Raw genomic sequence first — 13,649 nt, 5'->3', positions numbered from 1 at the left:
AGGCCGGTACAGTCACCGAAAAACCATCTATCTAACCACCGCCCGCACCACCGACAACTCCGGAGCAACCACCCGCCGCTGACTCAGGTACCGCGTACAACTCACCCGCAGGAATGAGGCAAAATTAACCACTTCGCCGCGGTAGTCCATGACCTCCTCATACAACTTGGCGATCAACTGGTTGGTGGTCATGCCGTCTGTCTCGGCGATTTCGCTGAGAATGTCCCAGAACTGATTTTCCAGCCGCAGGGTGGTGACCACCCCGCAAATGCGTAGCGAGCGGGAGCGCGACTCGTAGAGAATCGGATCAGCTTTGACATACAGCTCGCACATGGACGTTTCTCCCGTTACAGCGTGATCTTGGTGCCCAGCAAGCCGAGGAAACCGGCGAGCCAGCTCGGGTGGGCAGGCCAGGCCGGTGCCGTCGCCAGATTGCCTTGAACATGGCCGTCCGTCACCGGGATATCGATAAACGTACCGCCCGCCAGGCGCACTTCTGGTGCACAGGCCGGGTAAGCGCTGCATTCACGACCTTCGAGAATCCCGGCGGCGGCCAACAATTGTGCACCATGGCACACGGCGGCGATCGGCTTGCCGGCCTTGTCGAAATCACGCACCAGTTCCAACACTTTTTCATTCAGGCGCAAGTACTCCGGCGCACGACCACCGGGGATCAGCACGGCGTCGTAATCCGCCGCCTTGACCTTGGCAAAATCGAAGTTCAGGGCAAACAGATGACCGGGCTTTTCGCTATAGGTCTGGTCGCCTTCGAAGTCATGGATGGCGGTGCGCACGGTCTGACCGGCGCTCTTGTCCGGGCAAACGGCATGCACCGTGTGACCGACCATCAGCAGGGCCTGGAACGGTACCATCACTTCATAGTCTTCGACGTAATCGCCAACCAGCATCAGGATTTTTTTCGCCGCCATGGGGTGGACTCCTCTGGGAAATGCATGGGCATGCAGGAGTATTCAAAGTAGTAGTTATACGTGGGGGTGGGTAATAACCAGCTACTACGAGGATCATTTGTAGGAGCTGCCGCAGGCTGCGATCTTTTGATCTTGACCTTAAAAACAAGATCAAAAGATCGCAGCCTTCGGCAGCTCCTACGTTGGGAGCTTCGCTCCCAACTGTACGGATAATTCTGTGCCCAGCTGTAAGCGCCAAAAACAACGGTTTATGGCTAGATGAAAGCACCTCCCACCCTCCAAGATTCTGGTTGCCATCATGTCCACCCGTGAAAACACCGGCATGGCCCTGGGCCTGCTCGGCGTTGTGATCTTCAGCCTCACCCTGCCCTTCACACGCATCGTCGTGCAGGAACTGCATCCACTGCTCAACGGCCTGGGGCGGGCGCTGTTCGCGGCTATTCCCGCGGCGTTGCTGTTGCTGTGGCGGCGTGAGAAATGGCCAACCTGGAAGCAGGTCAAAGGCCTGACATTGGTCATTGCCGGGGTGATCCTCGGGTTCCCGGTCCTGTCGGCCTGGGCCATGCAAACCTTGCCGGCGTCCCATGGCGCACTGGTCAATGGCCTGCAGCCACTGTGTGTGGCGCTGTACGCCGCGTGGCTGTCCCACGAACGCCCATCAAAAGCCTTCTGGGCCTGCGCCGCGCTGGGCAGTGCGCTGGTGCTTGGTTATGCGCTGATCAGCGGCGCCGGCAGCATTCAGGCCGGTGACCTGTTGATGCTCGGCGCGATTGCCGTGGGCGGCCTGGGGTACGCCGAGGGTGGCCGATTGGCCAAGGAAATGGGTGGCTGGCAAGTGATCTGCTGGGCACTGGTACTGTCGACCCCGCTGCTGATCGGGCCAGTGCTGTACCTTGGGTTACAACATCAGGGCGAGATTTCGGCCAAGGCCTGGTGGGCCTTCGGCTACGTCTCGCTGTTTTCGCAATTCATCGGCTTCTTTGCCTGGTATGCCGGGCTGGCCATCGGTGGCATTGCCCGGGTCAGCCAGATCCAGCTGCTGCAGATTTTCTTCACCATTGGTTTTTCGGCGCTGTTCTTTGGTGAACACGTCGAGCCGATCACCTGGCTGTTTGCCGGCGGGGTGATCCTGACCGTCGTGCTGGGACGCAAGACCGCGGTCAAGCCCGCACGCATTGCCACGGCGTGAATCGAGCGCAGATCAGAGGTAACCGTCAGCCCGCAACAGGGTTTCCAGGCAATGCTCGGTGATGTGGTAGAACGCCTTGAGTTCCTCGATCTTCGCCAATAGCTGGGCCGGGTCACCCGGTTCGGCACGCTTGACCGCCAGGATCATCTTGTTTTTGTTGGTGTGGTCCAGCGAGATGAACTCGAACACCTTGGTCTCGTAGCCACAGGCCTCGAGGAACAGCGCACGCAAGCTGTCGGTCACCATTTCCGCCTGCTGTCCCAGGTGCAAGCCGTATTGCAGCATTGGCTTGAGCAATGCCGGGCTCTGGATTTGCAGGCGAATCTGTTTGTGGCAGCACGGCGAGCACATGATGATCGAGGCGCCGGAACGAATGCCGGTGTGGATCGCATAGTCCGTGGCGATGTCGCAGGCATGCAACGCGATCATCACGTCCAGCTCGCTCGGTGCCACGCTGCGCACATCACCGCACTTGAAGACCAGACCTGGATGCTCAAGCTTTGCCGCGGCGGCGTTGCACAGGCTGACCATGTCTTCACGCAACTCGACGCCGGTCACTTGCGCTTCGGCCTTCAGGGTATTGCGCAGATAGTCATGGATCGCAAACGTCAGGTAGCCCTTGCCCGAGCCGAAATCTGCCACGCGAACCGGGCTGTCCAGCGCCAGTGGCGACGAGGTCAGCGCATGGCTGAAGACTTCGATGAACTTGTTGATCTGCTTCCACTTGCGCGACATCGCCGGGATCAATTCATGCTGCTTGTTGGTCACGCCCAGGTCGGCGAGAAATGGCCGATCCAGATCGAGAAAGCGGTTTTTCTCGCGGTTGTGCCCGGTGGATGGCACTTCGCGCAATTGCTGGGGTTTGCTCTTGAACAGTGAAGATTTGCCCTTTTTGCTGTATTCGAGCTGGGCTTCATCGGTCAATGACAACAAATGCGCATTCTTGAACGATGCCGGCAACAAGTCTTTGATGAGCGCCACACCGTCGACCAATGGCAAGTTCTTGGTGATGTCGCGGGTCTTGTACCGATAGACGAAGGACAGGCAGGACTGCGCCTTGACCGTCACCGGCTTGATGATGATCCGCTGCAGGTCCGCTTCATCGCCCGCGTACTTGGCCAGCACCAGCTTGATGAAGGCGTTCTGCTCCAGGCTCGATTGCAGCAGATCGACGAACTGGGCGTGATGGTCCGGCGCGAGGCTGGCGGGAGTGGCGGTGACGGACATGGAAAAAACGGCCTCGGGCAGTGCGAATCGGAGAATGCCCGGTATTTTAGGGGGGATGCGGGTTTTGGGCACGGGGTTATTTTTTCGCAGGCCCGGTAATGCCCCCCAGACCTGCTTTGCATTCGCCGATACTTCAGGGCTCCACCAGCCGAAGTTTGCGATTGCTCGGTGAATTGATCACATGCCTGACGATCAATCCCACCGGTACGGCCCACGTCAGGCCATTGGCCGGGTCAGTGATGACCGCGACGGTTTCGGAGCTTGCGCCGATGTCCAGGCGCCGTCGATCGTTGCAGGACTTGAGCTCGCCATAGGCGTGGCTGACCAGTCGTTCCGCCAGGTGCATCGGTACATCAATTCCTTGCAAGTGCTTCACGGCACGACAGAACAGCACCTGGTCATCAACGACCGAATCGCTTTCATGACGGGCCAGAAAACCCTGGGCAATAGCCAGCAATTGCTCGTTCAATTCCTCGTTTTCAACTCCTGCGCTCATGTTCATGACTCCAGCGGCGCGGACGTCGTTGGTTCACTTGGCGCAACAGGTCGGGCATCGCGCCGCAAGTCGGGCCCGGCGAAAGGCAAGCGCACGGCGGGGTTGGGCATTCCACTGGGAGAGAGTTCGTGGGTCATTTCGAACTCGGCCCGAACCGACCAGCCGCAGGCTTCCGAGGTGCATTGCAAGTAGGCCACCCGCAGAAAAATATGTCGGCCCTCGCTGGTGCGGATTCGCATGCGACTCAAGCAGTGCGGACACACCATTTTGTAAGTACTCATGCCTGGATCCTGCTGTTCATCAGGTGGTAATCAACATAATCAACCGCAATACTGCTGGAAGCGATGATTGCTCCAATCCGGCATTGCAAGTAACGCCCACCAAAAAAAAGAAAGTGCAATGAGCAACGGCGCATTGGGTAGGAACCAAACATGTAGGAAATCACCCTGCTACCATTAGGAAGTTTCGACATCAAATTCATCTGACTCATAGTTGAAGATTGATTACTCATTATAAAAATACTCATTGCGCATACATTAAGCACTCACTCAGCATGTGTCAAAAGGAAGAGGCTCAAATTGCGTAGCAAAAAATCACAGGCTGTTTTAGCCCGACTCAAGCAAGTAACCGGCACAAAAAGCGATGCCTCCTTGTCTTCTGCGCTACAAGTCAGCCCGCAGACTCTCAGTAGCTGGAAAGGTCGTGACAGCACGCCATACTCAATATGCGTAGAAATTGCTCAATCGCGCGGTATTTCACTTGACTGGTTGTTGCTTGGAGAAGGGCCGATCCTGCGCCATAGTTCTACTGCCAATGCCATTGAACACAATCAGGAAACAGACACTCGGGAAAATACAATTCTCGAGATGTGGCGATTGCTCAGTGAAGAAGATCGCTGCGCCATACAAAATGCCCTGGAGGAAAAACGCCGCCTGCGTGAAATGGAACTCAAACTTTCAGAGATGGCGTCTATCCTGTCGATACTTCAACAGCCGAACAAAACATGATTCACAGGCTGTTTAGTTGAAGGCGCGCCATACCCGCGGTGTTTGCCACATGACACGTTAATCCCCATCAGCGTCGTCCTTTCAGGCGCTCGATGATTTCCCCCAGGCCAGCCCCGTCGACCCACTGCATGACCTTGATGCTGATGGGAATAATGATCAGCGCGCACAGAAACGCCGTTACCCCCGCGGTCAGGAAAGGCGCCAGCGGCAGCGCTACGGGGGTAAACAGATAGCCGACCCCCGCCGACAGCAACCAGGAGCCGATACGCTGCCATGCCTTGAAGTCAACGCGAGTGGTGGTGACCAGCCACGCTCCGAGCCATGCCCCGAATAGCGCTTCGCCATCAATCGCCGGCAGTGTTGCGATCCCCAATCCCAGCAGCAGCCCGCTGATACTGTTGTAAACCGAATCAGTCCAGTTCATACAGACCTCGCTCATCGAAGTCGTCGATGACAATGACTCCCGACTCTATAGCTTTGAGCAAGGCGGCATGACGGGACCTGACAGCAAACTTGCGGCGAATATTGAAGAAGTGAAAATTGACCGTGGTGGGCGAGCAATTCTGAATCCTGGCGATTTCCCAGGAAGTCTTGCCTTTGTAGCACCACATCAAGGCTTGTGTTTCTTTCGCTGTCAGATGGACCGGTGGCGCGGCACCGGTAAAAGAGTCGAGCGGTAGATGCGTTGACATAAATACTCCCTCTGCGTCAGAACACCCGTCACAGGGCGTTCGCTATTGGAGGGAGATGTTGAAGACTGAACAGAAGCCAAACAACTTGCCGCCGTTGTACAGCCAAGCGTTACAAAAGTGTTCGTCGAACAGCCCTAACCGAGCACGACCAGGCGGTTTGGCAACTCGTTGCGCACATGCGTCACCGGCACATGCACCTTGAGCAATTCGCCGCACGCCTCGACACAGGCGACAAACCCCTGCAGCGTCTGGCCCTGACGTACCTGCCGGGTGAAATCCGCGACAATCGCATCCCAATTGCTGTTGTCCAGCCGACTGGAAATACCCTCATCCACCAGGATTTCCACATAGCGCTCGGCTTCAGAGACGAATATCAGGATTCCAGTGCTGCCCACCGTATGGTGCAGGTTCTGTTCCAGGAATTGCCGGCGCGCCAGGTTCGAGGCACGCCAGTGACGCACCGAACGCGGAATCAGGTGTGTCGTGATTTTCGGTATGCGCAATACCAGGCACAGCACGATGAAGGTGATCCATTGCACCAGCAGCAGGCTGTGCAAGGTCAGCCAGCCCGTCAGGTAATGCACGATCCCGGGCAGCACCAGTGCCAGCAGGCTGGCCCAGAGCAGCGGGATGTACACATAGTCGTCGGCGCGGGCCGCGAGCACGGTGACCAGTTCCGCGTCGGTATCGCGCTCGACCCGGGCAATCGCCTCGGCAACCTTGCGTTGTTCGTGTTCAGTCAGTAATGCCATGTTGTTGAATGCCTGCTCACTATTGTTTTATCTGCCGTGTCATCACCAGCCGCCCGACGAGCCGCCGCCACCAAAACTGCCCCCGCCACCGCTGAAACCCCCGCCGCCACCGCCGCCGAAACCACCGCCACCAAAACCGCCACCGGAACCACCGGAACCGCCTCGACCCGCAGGAAGGATACCGAGCATCTGGCAAACAAATACTGTCAGGATGAACAACAACACCAGAAACACGAACACCCCCGGATGCCGTGCGATGAAATCATCACTCGGGTCGCCGCCGGATTCATAGACTGTCGAAGGTTCGTCCAGGGGATTGCCACCCAATACCACCAGCATCGCCGCCACTCCGTCGCTGATGCCTTTGCTGTAGTTGCCAGCCTTGAACGCCGGGGTGATGACCTGGTGGATGATCACCGAACTCTGGGCGTCGGTCAGGCGATCTTCCAGGCCATAACCGACTTCGATGCGCAGTTTGCGCTCCTCGCGGGCAACAATCAGCAGCGCGCCGTTGTTCTTGTCTTTCTGGCCGATGCCCCAGTAGCGGCCCAGTTGGTAGCCGAAATCGGCGATGTCGGTGCCCTGCAAGTCCGGCAACGTCACGACCACAAGCTGCTCACCGGTGACCTTTTCAAGGGCCTGAAGCTGTTGTGTCAACTGCTCGCGCACCGAAGGCTCGATCATCTGGGCGTTATCCACCACCCGTCCGGTCAGCTCCGGGAACTTCAAATCAGCCAGCGCTGCCAGGGCAAATACCCACAGCACCAGCACCAGGCCAGCTTTCAACACGCGCATGGGCAACCTCGTCCGTGGTGACACTGCAATCAGAATTTAACCTCGGGCGGTTTCTCCGACCCCGGCGTAGCCTCGAAGGTCTCGCGTTCCGGCAGGTTGCTGTACATCACCGTGTGCCACAGGCGACCGGGGAAGGTGCGGATCTCGGTGTTGTATTTCTGCACCGCCAGGATGAAGTCGCGTCGGGCCACGCTGATCCGGTTCTCTGTGCCTTCAAGTTGCGATTGCAGGGCCAGGAAGTTCTGGTTGGCCTTCAGGTCCGGATAACGCTCGGACACCACCATCAGGCGGCTCAAGGCGCCACTGAGTTGATCCTGGGCCTGTTGGTATTGCTTGAGCTTTTCCGGGTTGTCGAGCGTGGAGGCGTCGACCTGGATCGAGGTGGCCTTGGCCCTGGCTTCGATCACGGCCGTCAGGGTTTCCTTTTCATGGGCGGCATAGCCTTTGACGGTTTCCACCAGGTTGGGGATCAGGTCGGCACGACGCTGATACTGGTTCTGCACCTGGCCCCAGGCAGCCTTGGCCTGCTCATCGAGGGTCGGGATGTTGTTGATGCCGCAGGCGGTCAGTAACGTGGCCAGCATGAGCAAGGTGGCGACTTGCAGCCTCGACCGATAGGACTGTCGAACATTCATCAGGGTGATACTCCCTTCACATTTCATGGAAAAAACAACCGGCGACCCTCTCGGCCGGCTCTTGGGGCATAATCGGCGCGGCACTGGATTACGTCGGGGCAAATGGGCTAAAAGATGCCCTGCGCAAAAGCCGCATCCGGCGTTCGGCTGCCGTTTTCGGCTGGTGTTTTTTGAGTCAGCACCCGAACAACAATAGTCGCTCCCTAAATTTTGGCTGGCCGGCGTGTACATCGCCGCTTGGGCCCTTGAGAAAACTATTCATGAAGAAGCTGTGTTTGCTGGGCCTGTTCGTCAGCCTGGCCAGTCATAACGCACTGGCCGCCACGACGCCCGCACCCCTGGAGAACAAGGACGCTTTCGTCAGCAACCTGATGAAGCAGATGACCCTCGATGAAAAAATCGGCCAGTTGCGCCTGATCAGCATCGGCCCGGAAATGCCCCGGGAGCTGATTCGCAAGGAAATCGCGGCCGGCAACATCGGCGGTACGTTCAACTCGATCACCCGCCCGGAAAACCGTCCGATGCAGGACGCGGCCATGCGCAGCCGCCTGAAGATCCCGATGTTCTTCGCCTACGACGTGATCCACGGCCACCGCACCATTTTCCCGATCCCGCTGGCCCTGGCCTCGAGCTGGGACATGGACGCCATCGGCCTGTCCGGGCGCATCGCCGCCAAGGAAGCCGCGGCGGACAGCCTCGACATCACCTTCGCCCCGATGGTCGACATCTCCCGCGACCCGCGCTGGGGCCGCACGTCCGAAGGCTTCGGCGAAGACACCTACCTGGTGTCGCGCATTGCCGGGGTGATGGTCAAGGCGTTCCAGGGTGCCGGCGCCAATGCCGCCGACAGCATCATGGCCAGCGTCAAGCACTTCGCCCTGTATGGTGCGGTCGAGGGCGGTCGCGACTACAACGTGGTCGACATGAGCCCGGTCAAGATGTACCAGGATTACCTGCCGCCGTACCGCGCCGCGATTGACGCCGGCGCTGGCGGGGTGATGGTCGCGCTGAACTCGATCAACGGCGTGCCGGCCACCGCCAACACCTGGCTGATGAACGACCTGTTGCGCAAGGAATGGGGTTTCAAGGGCTTGGCGGTCAGCGACCACGGCGCGATTTTCGAGCTGATCAAGCACGGCGTCGCTCGCGATGGCCGTGAGGCGGCGAAGCTGGCGATCAAGGCCGGTATCCACATGAGCATGAACGACACCCTGTACGGCAAGGAATTGCCGGGGCTGCTCAAGGCCGGCGAGATCCAGCAGAGCGACATCGACAACGCCGTGCGCGCGGTACTGGACGCCAAATACGACATGGGCCTGTTCAAGGACCCGTACCTGCGCATCGGCAAGGCGGAGGACGATCCGGCCGACACCTACGCCGACAGCCGCCTGCACCGTGCCGAGGCCCGTGATGTGGCGCGCCGTAGTCTGGTGTTGCTGAAGAACCAGGGCGAAACCCTGCCGCTGAAGAAAACCGCGAAAATCGCCCTGGTCGGCCCGCTGGCCAAGGCCCCGATCGACATGATGGGCAGCTGGGCCGCCGCCGGTCGTCCGGCGCAATCGGTGACCCTGTTCGATGGCATGAGTCATGTAATCGGTGACAAATCGACGCTGATCTACGCCCGTGGCGCCAACATCACCAGCGACAAGAAAGTCCTCGATTACCTGAACTTCCTCAACTTCGACGCGCCGGAAGTGGTGGATGATCCCCGTCCAGCCAACGTGCTGATCGACGAGGCGGTGAAGGCGGCCAAGGAGGCTGACGTGGTGGTTGCCGCTGTCGGTGAGTCCCGTGGCATGTCCCACGAATCGTCGAGCCGCACCGACCTGAACATCCCGGAAAACCAGCGCGAGCTGATCCGTGCCCTGAAAGCCACCGGCAAACCGCTGGTACTGGTGCTGATGAACGGTCGTCCGCTATCAATTCTGGAAGAAAAAGAACAGGCCGACGCGATCCTCGAAACCTGGTTCAGCGGCACCGAAGGCGGCAACGCCATCGCCGATGTGCTGTTCGGCGACTACAACCCGTCGGGTAAACTGCCGATCACCTTCCCGCGCTCGGTGGGGCAGATTCCGACCTACTACAACCACCTGAGCATTGGCCGGCCGTTCACGCCGGGCAAGCCGGGCAACTACACCTCGCAGTACTTCGATGACACCACCGGTCCGCTGTTTCCGTTCGGCTATGGCCTGAGCTACACCGATTTCAGCCTGAGCGACATGGCGCTGTCGTCGACCACGCTGAACAAGACCGGCAAGCTCGACGCCAGTGTCATGCTGAAAAACACCGGCAAGCGTGACGGCGAAACCGTGGTGCAGCTGTACATCCAGGACGAGACGGGCTCGATGATCCGTCCACTCAAGGAGCTGAAGAACTTCCAGAAAGTCATGCTCAAGGCCGGTGAGCAGAAAGTCGTGCACTTCACCATCACCGAGGATGATCTGAAGTTCTACAACGCCCAGCTCAAGTACGCAGCAGAGCCGGGCAAGTTCAACGTGCAGATCGGCCTGGACTCCCAGGATGTGACGCAGCAGAGCTTCGAATTGCTGTAACCCCGCAAACACTGCAAAAACCTGTGGGAGCTGGCTTGCCAGCGATGAGGCCTTCACATTCAACATCTCTGTTGACTGCCTGGCCGCCATCGCTGGCAAGCCAGCTCTCACAGTGTTTTTTGGGTGTAGCGACTATCCTCGTCGATCCAGCAGATTCACCACCAACCGGTCCACCCATCCCCACACCCGCTGCTTGACCCGCTTCCACAGCGGCCGGCGCTGCCACGCCTCCAGGCTGACTTCCTGGCTCAGCGAGAAGTCCTTCTCGAAGCTCGCCACCACGTCACGGGTCAGTCCAGGGTCCAGCGCTTCAAGATTGGCCTCCAGGTTGAAACGCAGGTTCCAGTGATCGAAGTTGCACGAACCAATGCTCACCCAATCATCGACCAGGACCATTTTCAGGTGCAGGAAACACGGCTGGTACTCGAAGATCTGCACCCCGGCCTTGAGCAATCGCGGGTAGTAGCGATGCCCGGCATATCGCACAGACGGGTGATCGGTGCGTGGCCCGGTCAGCAGCAGCCGCACATCGACACCGCGGGAGGCCGCGCGGCGCAGTGACCGGCGGACTTTCCAGGTCGGCAGAAAATACGGGGTGGCCAGCCAGATCCGCTTCTGCCCGCTGTTCAACGCACGGATCAGCGATTGCAGGATGTCCCGGTGCTGGCGGGCGTCGGCATAGGCGACCCGGCCCATGCCCTCGCCCATGGCCGGCACGCGGGGCAAGCGCGGCAGACCGAAATGCGAGGCCGGTCGCCAGGCGCGACGATGGCGGTTGGCGATCCATTGGCGGTCGAACAGCAATTGCCAGTCGAGCACCAGCGGGCCGGTGATTTCCACCATTACTTCGTGCCACTCGCTGACGTCTTCGTTCGGTGTCCAGAATTCATCCGTTACGCCGGTGCCGCCGACCACGGCCATGCTCTGGTCCACCAGCAGCAGCTTGCGGTGATCGCGGTAGAAATTGCCGACCCAGCGTCGCCAGCTCAGGCGATTGTAGAAGCGCAGCTCGACACCGGCGGCCGTGAGCCGCTGGCGCAGGGTCAGGGTAAAGGCGAGGCTGCCATAATCATCGAACAGGCAGCGCACCCGCACACCGCGCTCGGCGGCCTGGACCAGTGCCTGCACCATGGCTTCGGCGCAAGCGCCCGCCTCCACCAGGTACAGCTCCAGCTCGACCTGTTCTTCGGCCCGGGCAATCGCCACCAGCATGCGCGGGAAGAATTGCGGGCCGTCGACCAGCAATTCGAAGCGATTGCCTTCACGCCAAGGAAAGATCGGCCCGGCCATGTCAACGCGCCGTGAAGATCAGCACCGCACCCACCGGCACCGACAGACTGATGGCCGACAGGCCGGCGACCTTGCGCAGAGCTTCCAGGCCGGGCGCCAGATCGAAGTCCTGGGCATCGATCACCACCGGTTCCAGCGTCACCACCTGGAAACGCCGGTCATCAAGACGGGTGGCCAGCAGTTCGGCGTTGTAAGTGTGTTGCTTACCGTGCAGGTCGACGGTCAGCGGCAGGCGCAATTCCAGTTGCGCACCGGGCGCGAGGTCGTTGATCGGCCGCAGGTCGATTTGCGTGGTGATCAGCGCTTCGGCAAAGGTCTGGACCTCGAACAGGTCCTTGCGCATGCGCTCGTCGCGCAAGGGAATGCCGCTGTTGATTGATTCCAGCTCGACTTCGACCTCGGCCTTGCCGTTGGGATCGACTTTGCCATGCAACACCAGAAAGCGCTGCACTTCGGAAATATTGGCGTTTTTGGTGCTGACGAACGACAGCCGCGAGGATTCGCCGTCCAGGTACCAGTTGGCCTGGGCCGACAGCGAAGCGCCCGCCAACAGAAGGCAGGTGAGGGTTTTGGTGACAGACCGCTTGAACATAAAGACTCGTGGGGCAGATAAACCTGTGCTGAACCTTAACTGCCCACGGCGCTATTGCAAACCGAAGATCAAAAGATCGCAGCCTTCGGCAGCTCCTACAGGATGTACACCATTCCAATGTAGGAGCTGCCGCAGGCTGCGATCTTTTCGGGATCTACACCATCGCCTGCTGCACATCGCCAATCGTGGCGGCCAGGCTGTTCAGGTGCAGGCTCAACACCCGCTCCACCGGCGCCTGATCCATCGGCCAATGCAACGCCATGCTGCCGACCAGCCGACCGTCGGTGCGAATCGGCAAGGCCACCGCGCGAATCAGGAAGGGTAAACGCACCGGGTATTCCCAGTAGCCTTCGGTGCGCTGGCCGAAACCTTGATGCAACGCCTGTTCAGTGGCGCGCAACAGCGATTCGTCGCTCAGCCGCTCACGCTCCACCAGGCGCTGCACTTCATCGCTTTGCAGCTCACCCAGGCAAGCCCGCCCCATGGCCGAATGAAACAGGCTGGCGTGCTGACCAACGATCTGACAGTTGTTGGGGTAGCGTTTGCGCAGGTTCGAAGGGATCGCACTTTCCATCACCTCCACCCGTTCGCCATCGAACCACGACAGGTCCGCCACCAGCCCGGTGCGCTCGCTCAACTCCAGCAACAGTGGCGCGGCGTTTTCCACCAGGCGCCGCTTGAAGCGTTGCCGACTGTCTCCGAACAGGCGCTTGGCACACAAGCGGTAACGCCGGTCGCTCAAGCCGCGATAGATCCAGCCTTGCTCCTGCAAGGTCAGCAGCATGCGCGACACCGTGGCCTTGGGCAGGCGGGTCAAGTAGTGCAATTCCTCCAGGCCCAGCGCCTGATGCTCGCCCAGCAACTCGACGATCGCCAAGGCGCGCTCGACGGAACGTACGCTGCCGGTTTCTACCTTGCTGTCCATGTCACCGATCTCCTTGGGCGCTGATGGATGATCGCTTTCTACAGCAAGATGCGGGCCTGCCCGAAGGTTTCACGCATTTTGCAGACACCCGGGCGGCCGACGCGTGACCCATTGCGTCAACTGCTCGTGGGCATAAGCCAGCTGCAGAACCGCAAGGTCAGCCTGGGCCGGGCCAATGATTTGCAGGCCCATCGGCAGCCCAGCCGGGTTGAATCCCACCGGAACGTTCATGCTAGGCAAACCGGCCAGGGTCGGCCCGATCACCACCTCCATCCAGCGGTGATAGGTGTCCATGCTCTGCCCGCCGACGACCCGCGGCCAAGGGGTTTGTGCATCAAAAGGAAACACTTGCGCCGTGGGCAACAACAGGAAATCGTAACGTTTGAACAATTCGTTCAAGGCGCGATACCACTCGCTGCGACTAACCGAGGCCTGATAGACATCTGCCGCCGTCAGGCCCAGGCCACCCTCGATTTCCCAAATGGCTTCGGGCTTGAGTTGTTCGCGCTTGCGCGGGTCGGCATACAGGCTACCGAGGCCGCCCTGCACCAGCCAGTGGCGGTGCACC

The 13,649-nt window shown here is 59.7% G+C and carries 18 protein-coding genes; 3 read left to right on the top strand and 15 right to left on the bottom strand.

Going from position 1 to position 13,649, the window contains the following annotated elements; translation table 11 throughout:
- Window positions 1-27: 27 nt before the first annotated feature.
- Both PMI35_RS27630 and PMI35_RS27635 read right to left on the bottom strand, forming a co-directional pair.
- Window positions 28-333: a ribbon-helix-helix domain-containing protein gene (locus tag PMI35_RS27630; protein ID WP_008055592.1), complete on the bottom strand. Its 306-nt coding sequence runs from the start codon at window positions 331-333 to the stop codon at window positions 28-30.
- A 14-nt stretch (window positions 334-347) separates the two neighbouring features.
- A complete protein-coding gene (locus tag PMI35_RS27635; RefSeq protein WP_008055591.1) occupies window positions 348-929 on the bottom strand; it encodes a DJ-1/PfpI family protein in 582 nt (193 codons plus the stop codon).
- 298 nt (window positions 930-1,227) lie between these two features.
- On the opposite strand from PMI35_RS27635, the gene PMI35_RS27640 reads away from it, so the two are divergent.
- Window positions 1,228-2,118 carry a DMT family transporter gene (locus PMI35_RS27640; protein WP_008055590.1) on the top strand — a complete coding sequence of 297 codons (891 nt, stop codon included), beginning with the start codon at window positions 1,228-1,230 and terminating at the stop codon, window positions 2,116-2,118.
- Between the two features lie 12 nt (window positions 2,119-2,130).
- Here PMI35_RS27640 and PMI35_RS27645 read toward each other — a convergent pair whose 3' ends face one another.
- The 4 genes from PMI35_RS27645 to PMI35_RS34540 form a co-directional block, all read right to left on the bottom strand.
- Window positions 2,131-3,345 (bottom strand): class I SAM-dependent methyltransferase, encoded by a 1,215-nt coding sequence (locus PMI35_RS27645; RefSeq protein WP_008055589.1) that lies wholly within the window; start codon window positions 3,343-3,345, stop codon window positions 2,131-2,133.
- Between the two features lie 133 nt (window positions 3,346-3,478).
- Window positions 3,479-3,841 carry a hypothetical protein gene (locus PMI35_RS27650; protein ID WP_008055588.1) on the bottom strand — a complete coding sequence of 121 codons (363 nt, stop codon included), beginning with the start codon at window positions 3,839-3,841 and terminating at the stop codon, window positions 3,479-3,481.
- Window positions 3,842-3,843: 2 nt separating this feature from the next.
- Window positions 3,844-4,122, bottom strand: coding sequence for an ogr/Delta-like zinc finger family protein (locus PMI35_RS33570; RefSeq protein ID WP_008055587.1), 279 nt, complete (start codon window positions 4,120-4,122; stop codon window positions 3,844-3,846).
- Window positions 4,119-4,352: a hypothetical protein gene (locus PMI35_RS34540; RefSeq protein ID WP_157295543.1), complete on the bottom strand. Its 234-nt coding sequence runs from the start codon at window positions 4,350-4,352 to the stop codon at window positions 4,119-4,121. Before PMI35_RS34540 ends, PMI35_RS33570 begins: the two co-directional genes overlap by 4 nt.
- Before the next feature lie 67 nt (window positions 4,353-4,419).
- Here PMI35_RS34540 and PMI35_RS33565 point away from each other — a divergent pair, with 67 nt between their 5' ends.
- Window positions 4,420-4,848: a helix-turn-helix domain-containing protein gene (locus PMI35_RS33565; RefSeq protein WP_081504777.1), complete on the top strand. Its 429-nt coding sequence runs from the start codon at window positions 4,420-4,422 to the stop codon at window positions 4,846-4,848.
- Window positions 4,849-4,915: 67 nt separating this feature from the next.
- On the opposite strand, the gene PMI35_RS27655 is transcribed toward PMI35_RS33565, so the two are convergent.
- From PMI35_RS27655 to PMI35_RS27675, 5 genes are all read right to left on the bottom strand, one after another.
- Window positions 4,916-5,272 (bottom strand): putative holin, encoded by a 357-nt coding sequence (locus PMI35_RS27655; RefSeq protein WP_008055586.1) that lies wholly within the window; start codon window positions 5,270-5,272, stop codon window positions 4,916-4,918.
- Window positions 5,259-5,540, bottom strand: coding sequence for a helix-turn-helix domain-containing protein (locus tag PMI35_RS27660; protein ID WP_008055585.1), 282 nt, complete (start codon window positions 5,538-5,540; stop codon window positions 5,259-5,261). The genes PMI35_RS27655 and PMI35_RS27660 overlap by 14 nt, the downstream gene beginning before the upstream one ends.
- Window positions 5,541-5,674: 134 nt before the next feature.
- Complete coding sequence (locus tag PMI35_RS27665; protein WP_008055584.1) at window positions 5,675-6,292, bottom strand: TPM domain-containing protein; 618 nt, start codon at window positions 6,290-6,292, stop codon at window positions 5,675-5,677.
- 42 nt (window positions 6,293-6,334) lie between these two features.
- Complete coding sequence (locus PMI35_RS27670) at window positions 6,335-7,087, bottom strand: TPM domain-containing protein (protein WP_008055583.1); 753 nt, start codon at window positions 7,085-7,087, stop codon at window positions 6,335-6,337.
- 29 nt (window positions 7,088-7,116) lie between these two features.
- On the bottom strand, window positions 7,117-7,722 hold the full coding sequence (locus PMI35_RS27675; RefSeq protein ID WP_008055581.1) for a LemA family protein: 606 nt from the start codon (window positions 7,720-7,722) through the stop codon (window positions 7,117-7,119).
- A gap of 260 nt (window positions 7,723-7,982) precedes the next feature.
- Here PMI35_RS27675 and bglX point away from each other — a divergent pair, with 260 nt between their 5' ends.
- Entirely contained in the window at window positions 7,983-10,274 is a 2,292-nt protein-coding gene (bglX, locus tag PMI35_RS27680) for a beta-glucosidase BglX (RefSeq protein ID WP_008055580.1), read from the top strand.
- 132 nt (window positions 10,275-10,406) lie between these two features.
- Here the strand turns inward: bglX and PMI35_RS27685 are convergent, their stop codons facing one another.
- The 4 genes from PMI35_RS27685 to PMI35_RS27700 form a co-directional block, all read right to left on the bottom strand.
- On the bottom strand, window positions 10,407-11,564 hold the full coding sequence (locus PMI35_RS27685) for a phospholipase D-like domain-containing protein (protein ID WP_008055579.1): 1,158 nt from the start codon (window positions 11,562-11,564) through the stop codon (window positions 10,407-10,409).
- Between the two features lies 1 nt (window position 11,565).
- Window positions 11,566-12,156, bottom strand: a complete 591-nt coding sequence (locus PMI35_RS27690; protein ID WP_008055578.1) for a YceI family protein — start codon at window positions 12,154-12,156, stop codon at window positions 11,566-11,568.
- Window positions 12,157-12,310: 154 nt separating this feature from the next.
- Window positions 12,311-13,081, bottom strand: a complete 771-nt coding sequence (locus PMI35_RS27695) for an IclR family transcriptional regulator (protein WP_008055577.1) — start codon at window positions 13,079-13,081, stop codon at window positions 12,311-12,313.
- Window positions 13,082-13,150: 69 nt separating this feature from the next.
- Window positions 13,151-13,649 (bottom strand): amidase family protein (locus PMI35_RS27700; RefSeq protein ID WP_032831343.1); only part of this gene is annotated, 499 nt, incomplete at its 5' end.

This window comes from Pseudomonas sp. GM78 (assembly GCF_000282475.1).
In the GTDB taxonomy this organism is placed as follows: Bacteria; Pseudomonadota; Gammaproteobacteria; order Pseudomonadales; family Pseudomonadaceae; genus Aquipseudomonas.
Note: the sequence above shows the minus strand (reverse complement) of the source record. Positions and strands in the feature narration are given on the sequence as shown.

What these genes read in the sequence shown, in the direction of transcription:
- PMI35_RS27630 (WP_008055592.1), bottom strand. Translation starts at nt 333, where the DNA reads ATGTGCGAGCTGTATGTCAAAGCTGATCCGATTCTCTACGAGTCGCGC.
- PMI35_RS27635 (WP_008055591.1), bottom strand. Translation starts at nt 929, where the DNA reads ATGGCGGCGAAAAAAATCCTGATGCTGGTTGGCGATTACGTCGAAGAC.
- PMI35_RS27640 (WP_008055590.1), top strand. Translation starts at nt 1,228, where the DNA reads ATGTCCACCCGTGAAAACACCGGCATGGCCCTGGGCCTGCTCGGCGTT.
- PMI35_RS27645 (WP_008055589.1), bottom strand. Translation starts at nt 3,345, where the DNA reads ATGTCCGTCACCGCCACTCCCGCCAGCCTCGCGCCGGACCATCACGCC.
- PMI35_RS27650 (WP_008055588.1), bottom strand. Translation starts at nt 3,841, where the DNA reads ATGAGCGCAGGAGTTGAAAACGAGGAATTGAACGAGCAATTGCTGGCT.
- PMI35_RS33570 (WP_008055587.1), bottom strand. Translation starts at nt 4,122, where the DNA reads ATGAGTACTTACAAAATGGTGTGTCCGCACTGCTTGAGTCGCATGCGA.
- PMI35_RS34540 (WP_157295543.1), bottom strand. Translation starts at nt 4,352, where the DNA reads ATGAGTAATCAATCTTCAACTATGAGTCAGATGAATTTGATGTCGAAA.
- PMI35_RS27655 (WP_008055586.1), bottom strand. Translation starts at nt 5,272, where the DNA reads ATGAACTGGACTGATTCGGTTTACAACAGTATCAGCGGGCTGCTGCTG.
- PMI35_RS27660 (WP_008055585.1), bottom strand. Translation starts at nt 5,540, where the DNA reads ATGTCAACGCATCTACCGCTCGACTCTTTTACCGGTGCCGCGCCACCG.
- PMI35_RS27665 (WP_008055584.1), bottom strand. Translation starts at nt 6,292, where the DNA reads ATGGCATTACTGACTGAACACGAACAACGCAAGGTTGCCGAGGCGATT.
- PMI35_RS27670 (WP_008055583.1), bottom strand. Translation starts at nt 7,087, where the DNA reads ATGCGCGTGTTGAAAGCTGGCCTGGTGCTGGTGCTGTGGGTATTTGCC.
- PMI35_RS27675 (WP_008055581.1), bottom strand. Translation starts at nt 7,722, where the DNA reads ATGAATGTTCGACAGTCCTATCGGTCGAGGCTGCAAGTCGCCACCTTG.
- bglX (WP_008055580.1), top strand. Translation starts at nt 7,983, where the DNA reads ATGAAGAAGCTGTGTTTGCTGGGCCTGTTCGTCAGCCTGGCCAGTCAT.
- PMI35_RS27685 (WP_008055579.1), bottom strand. Translation starts at nt 11,564, where the DNA reads ATGGCCGGGCCGATCTTTCCTTGGCGTGAAGGCAATCGCTTCGAATTG.
- PMI35_RS27690 (WP_008055578.1), bottom strand. Translation starts at nt 12,156, where the DNA reads ATGTTCAAGCGGTCTGTCACCAAAACCCTCACCTGCCTTCTGTTGGCG.
- PMI35_RS27695 (WP_008055577.1), bottom strand. Translation starts at nt 13,081, where the DNA reads ATGGACAGCAAGGTAGAAACCGGCAGCGTACGTTCCGTCGAGCGCGCC.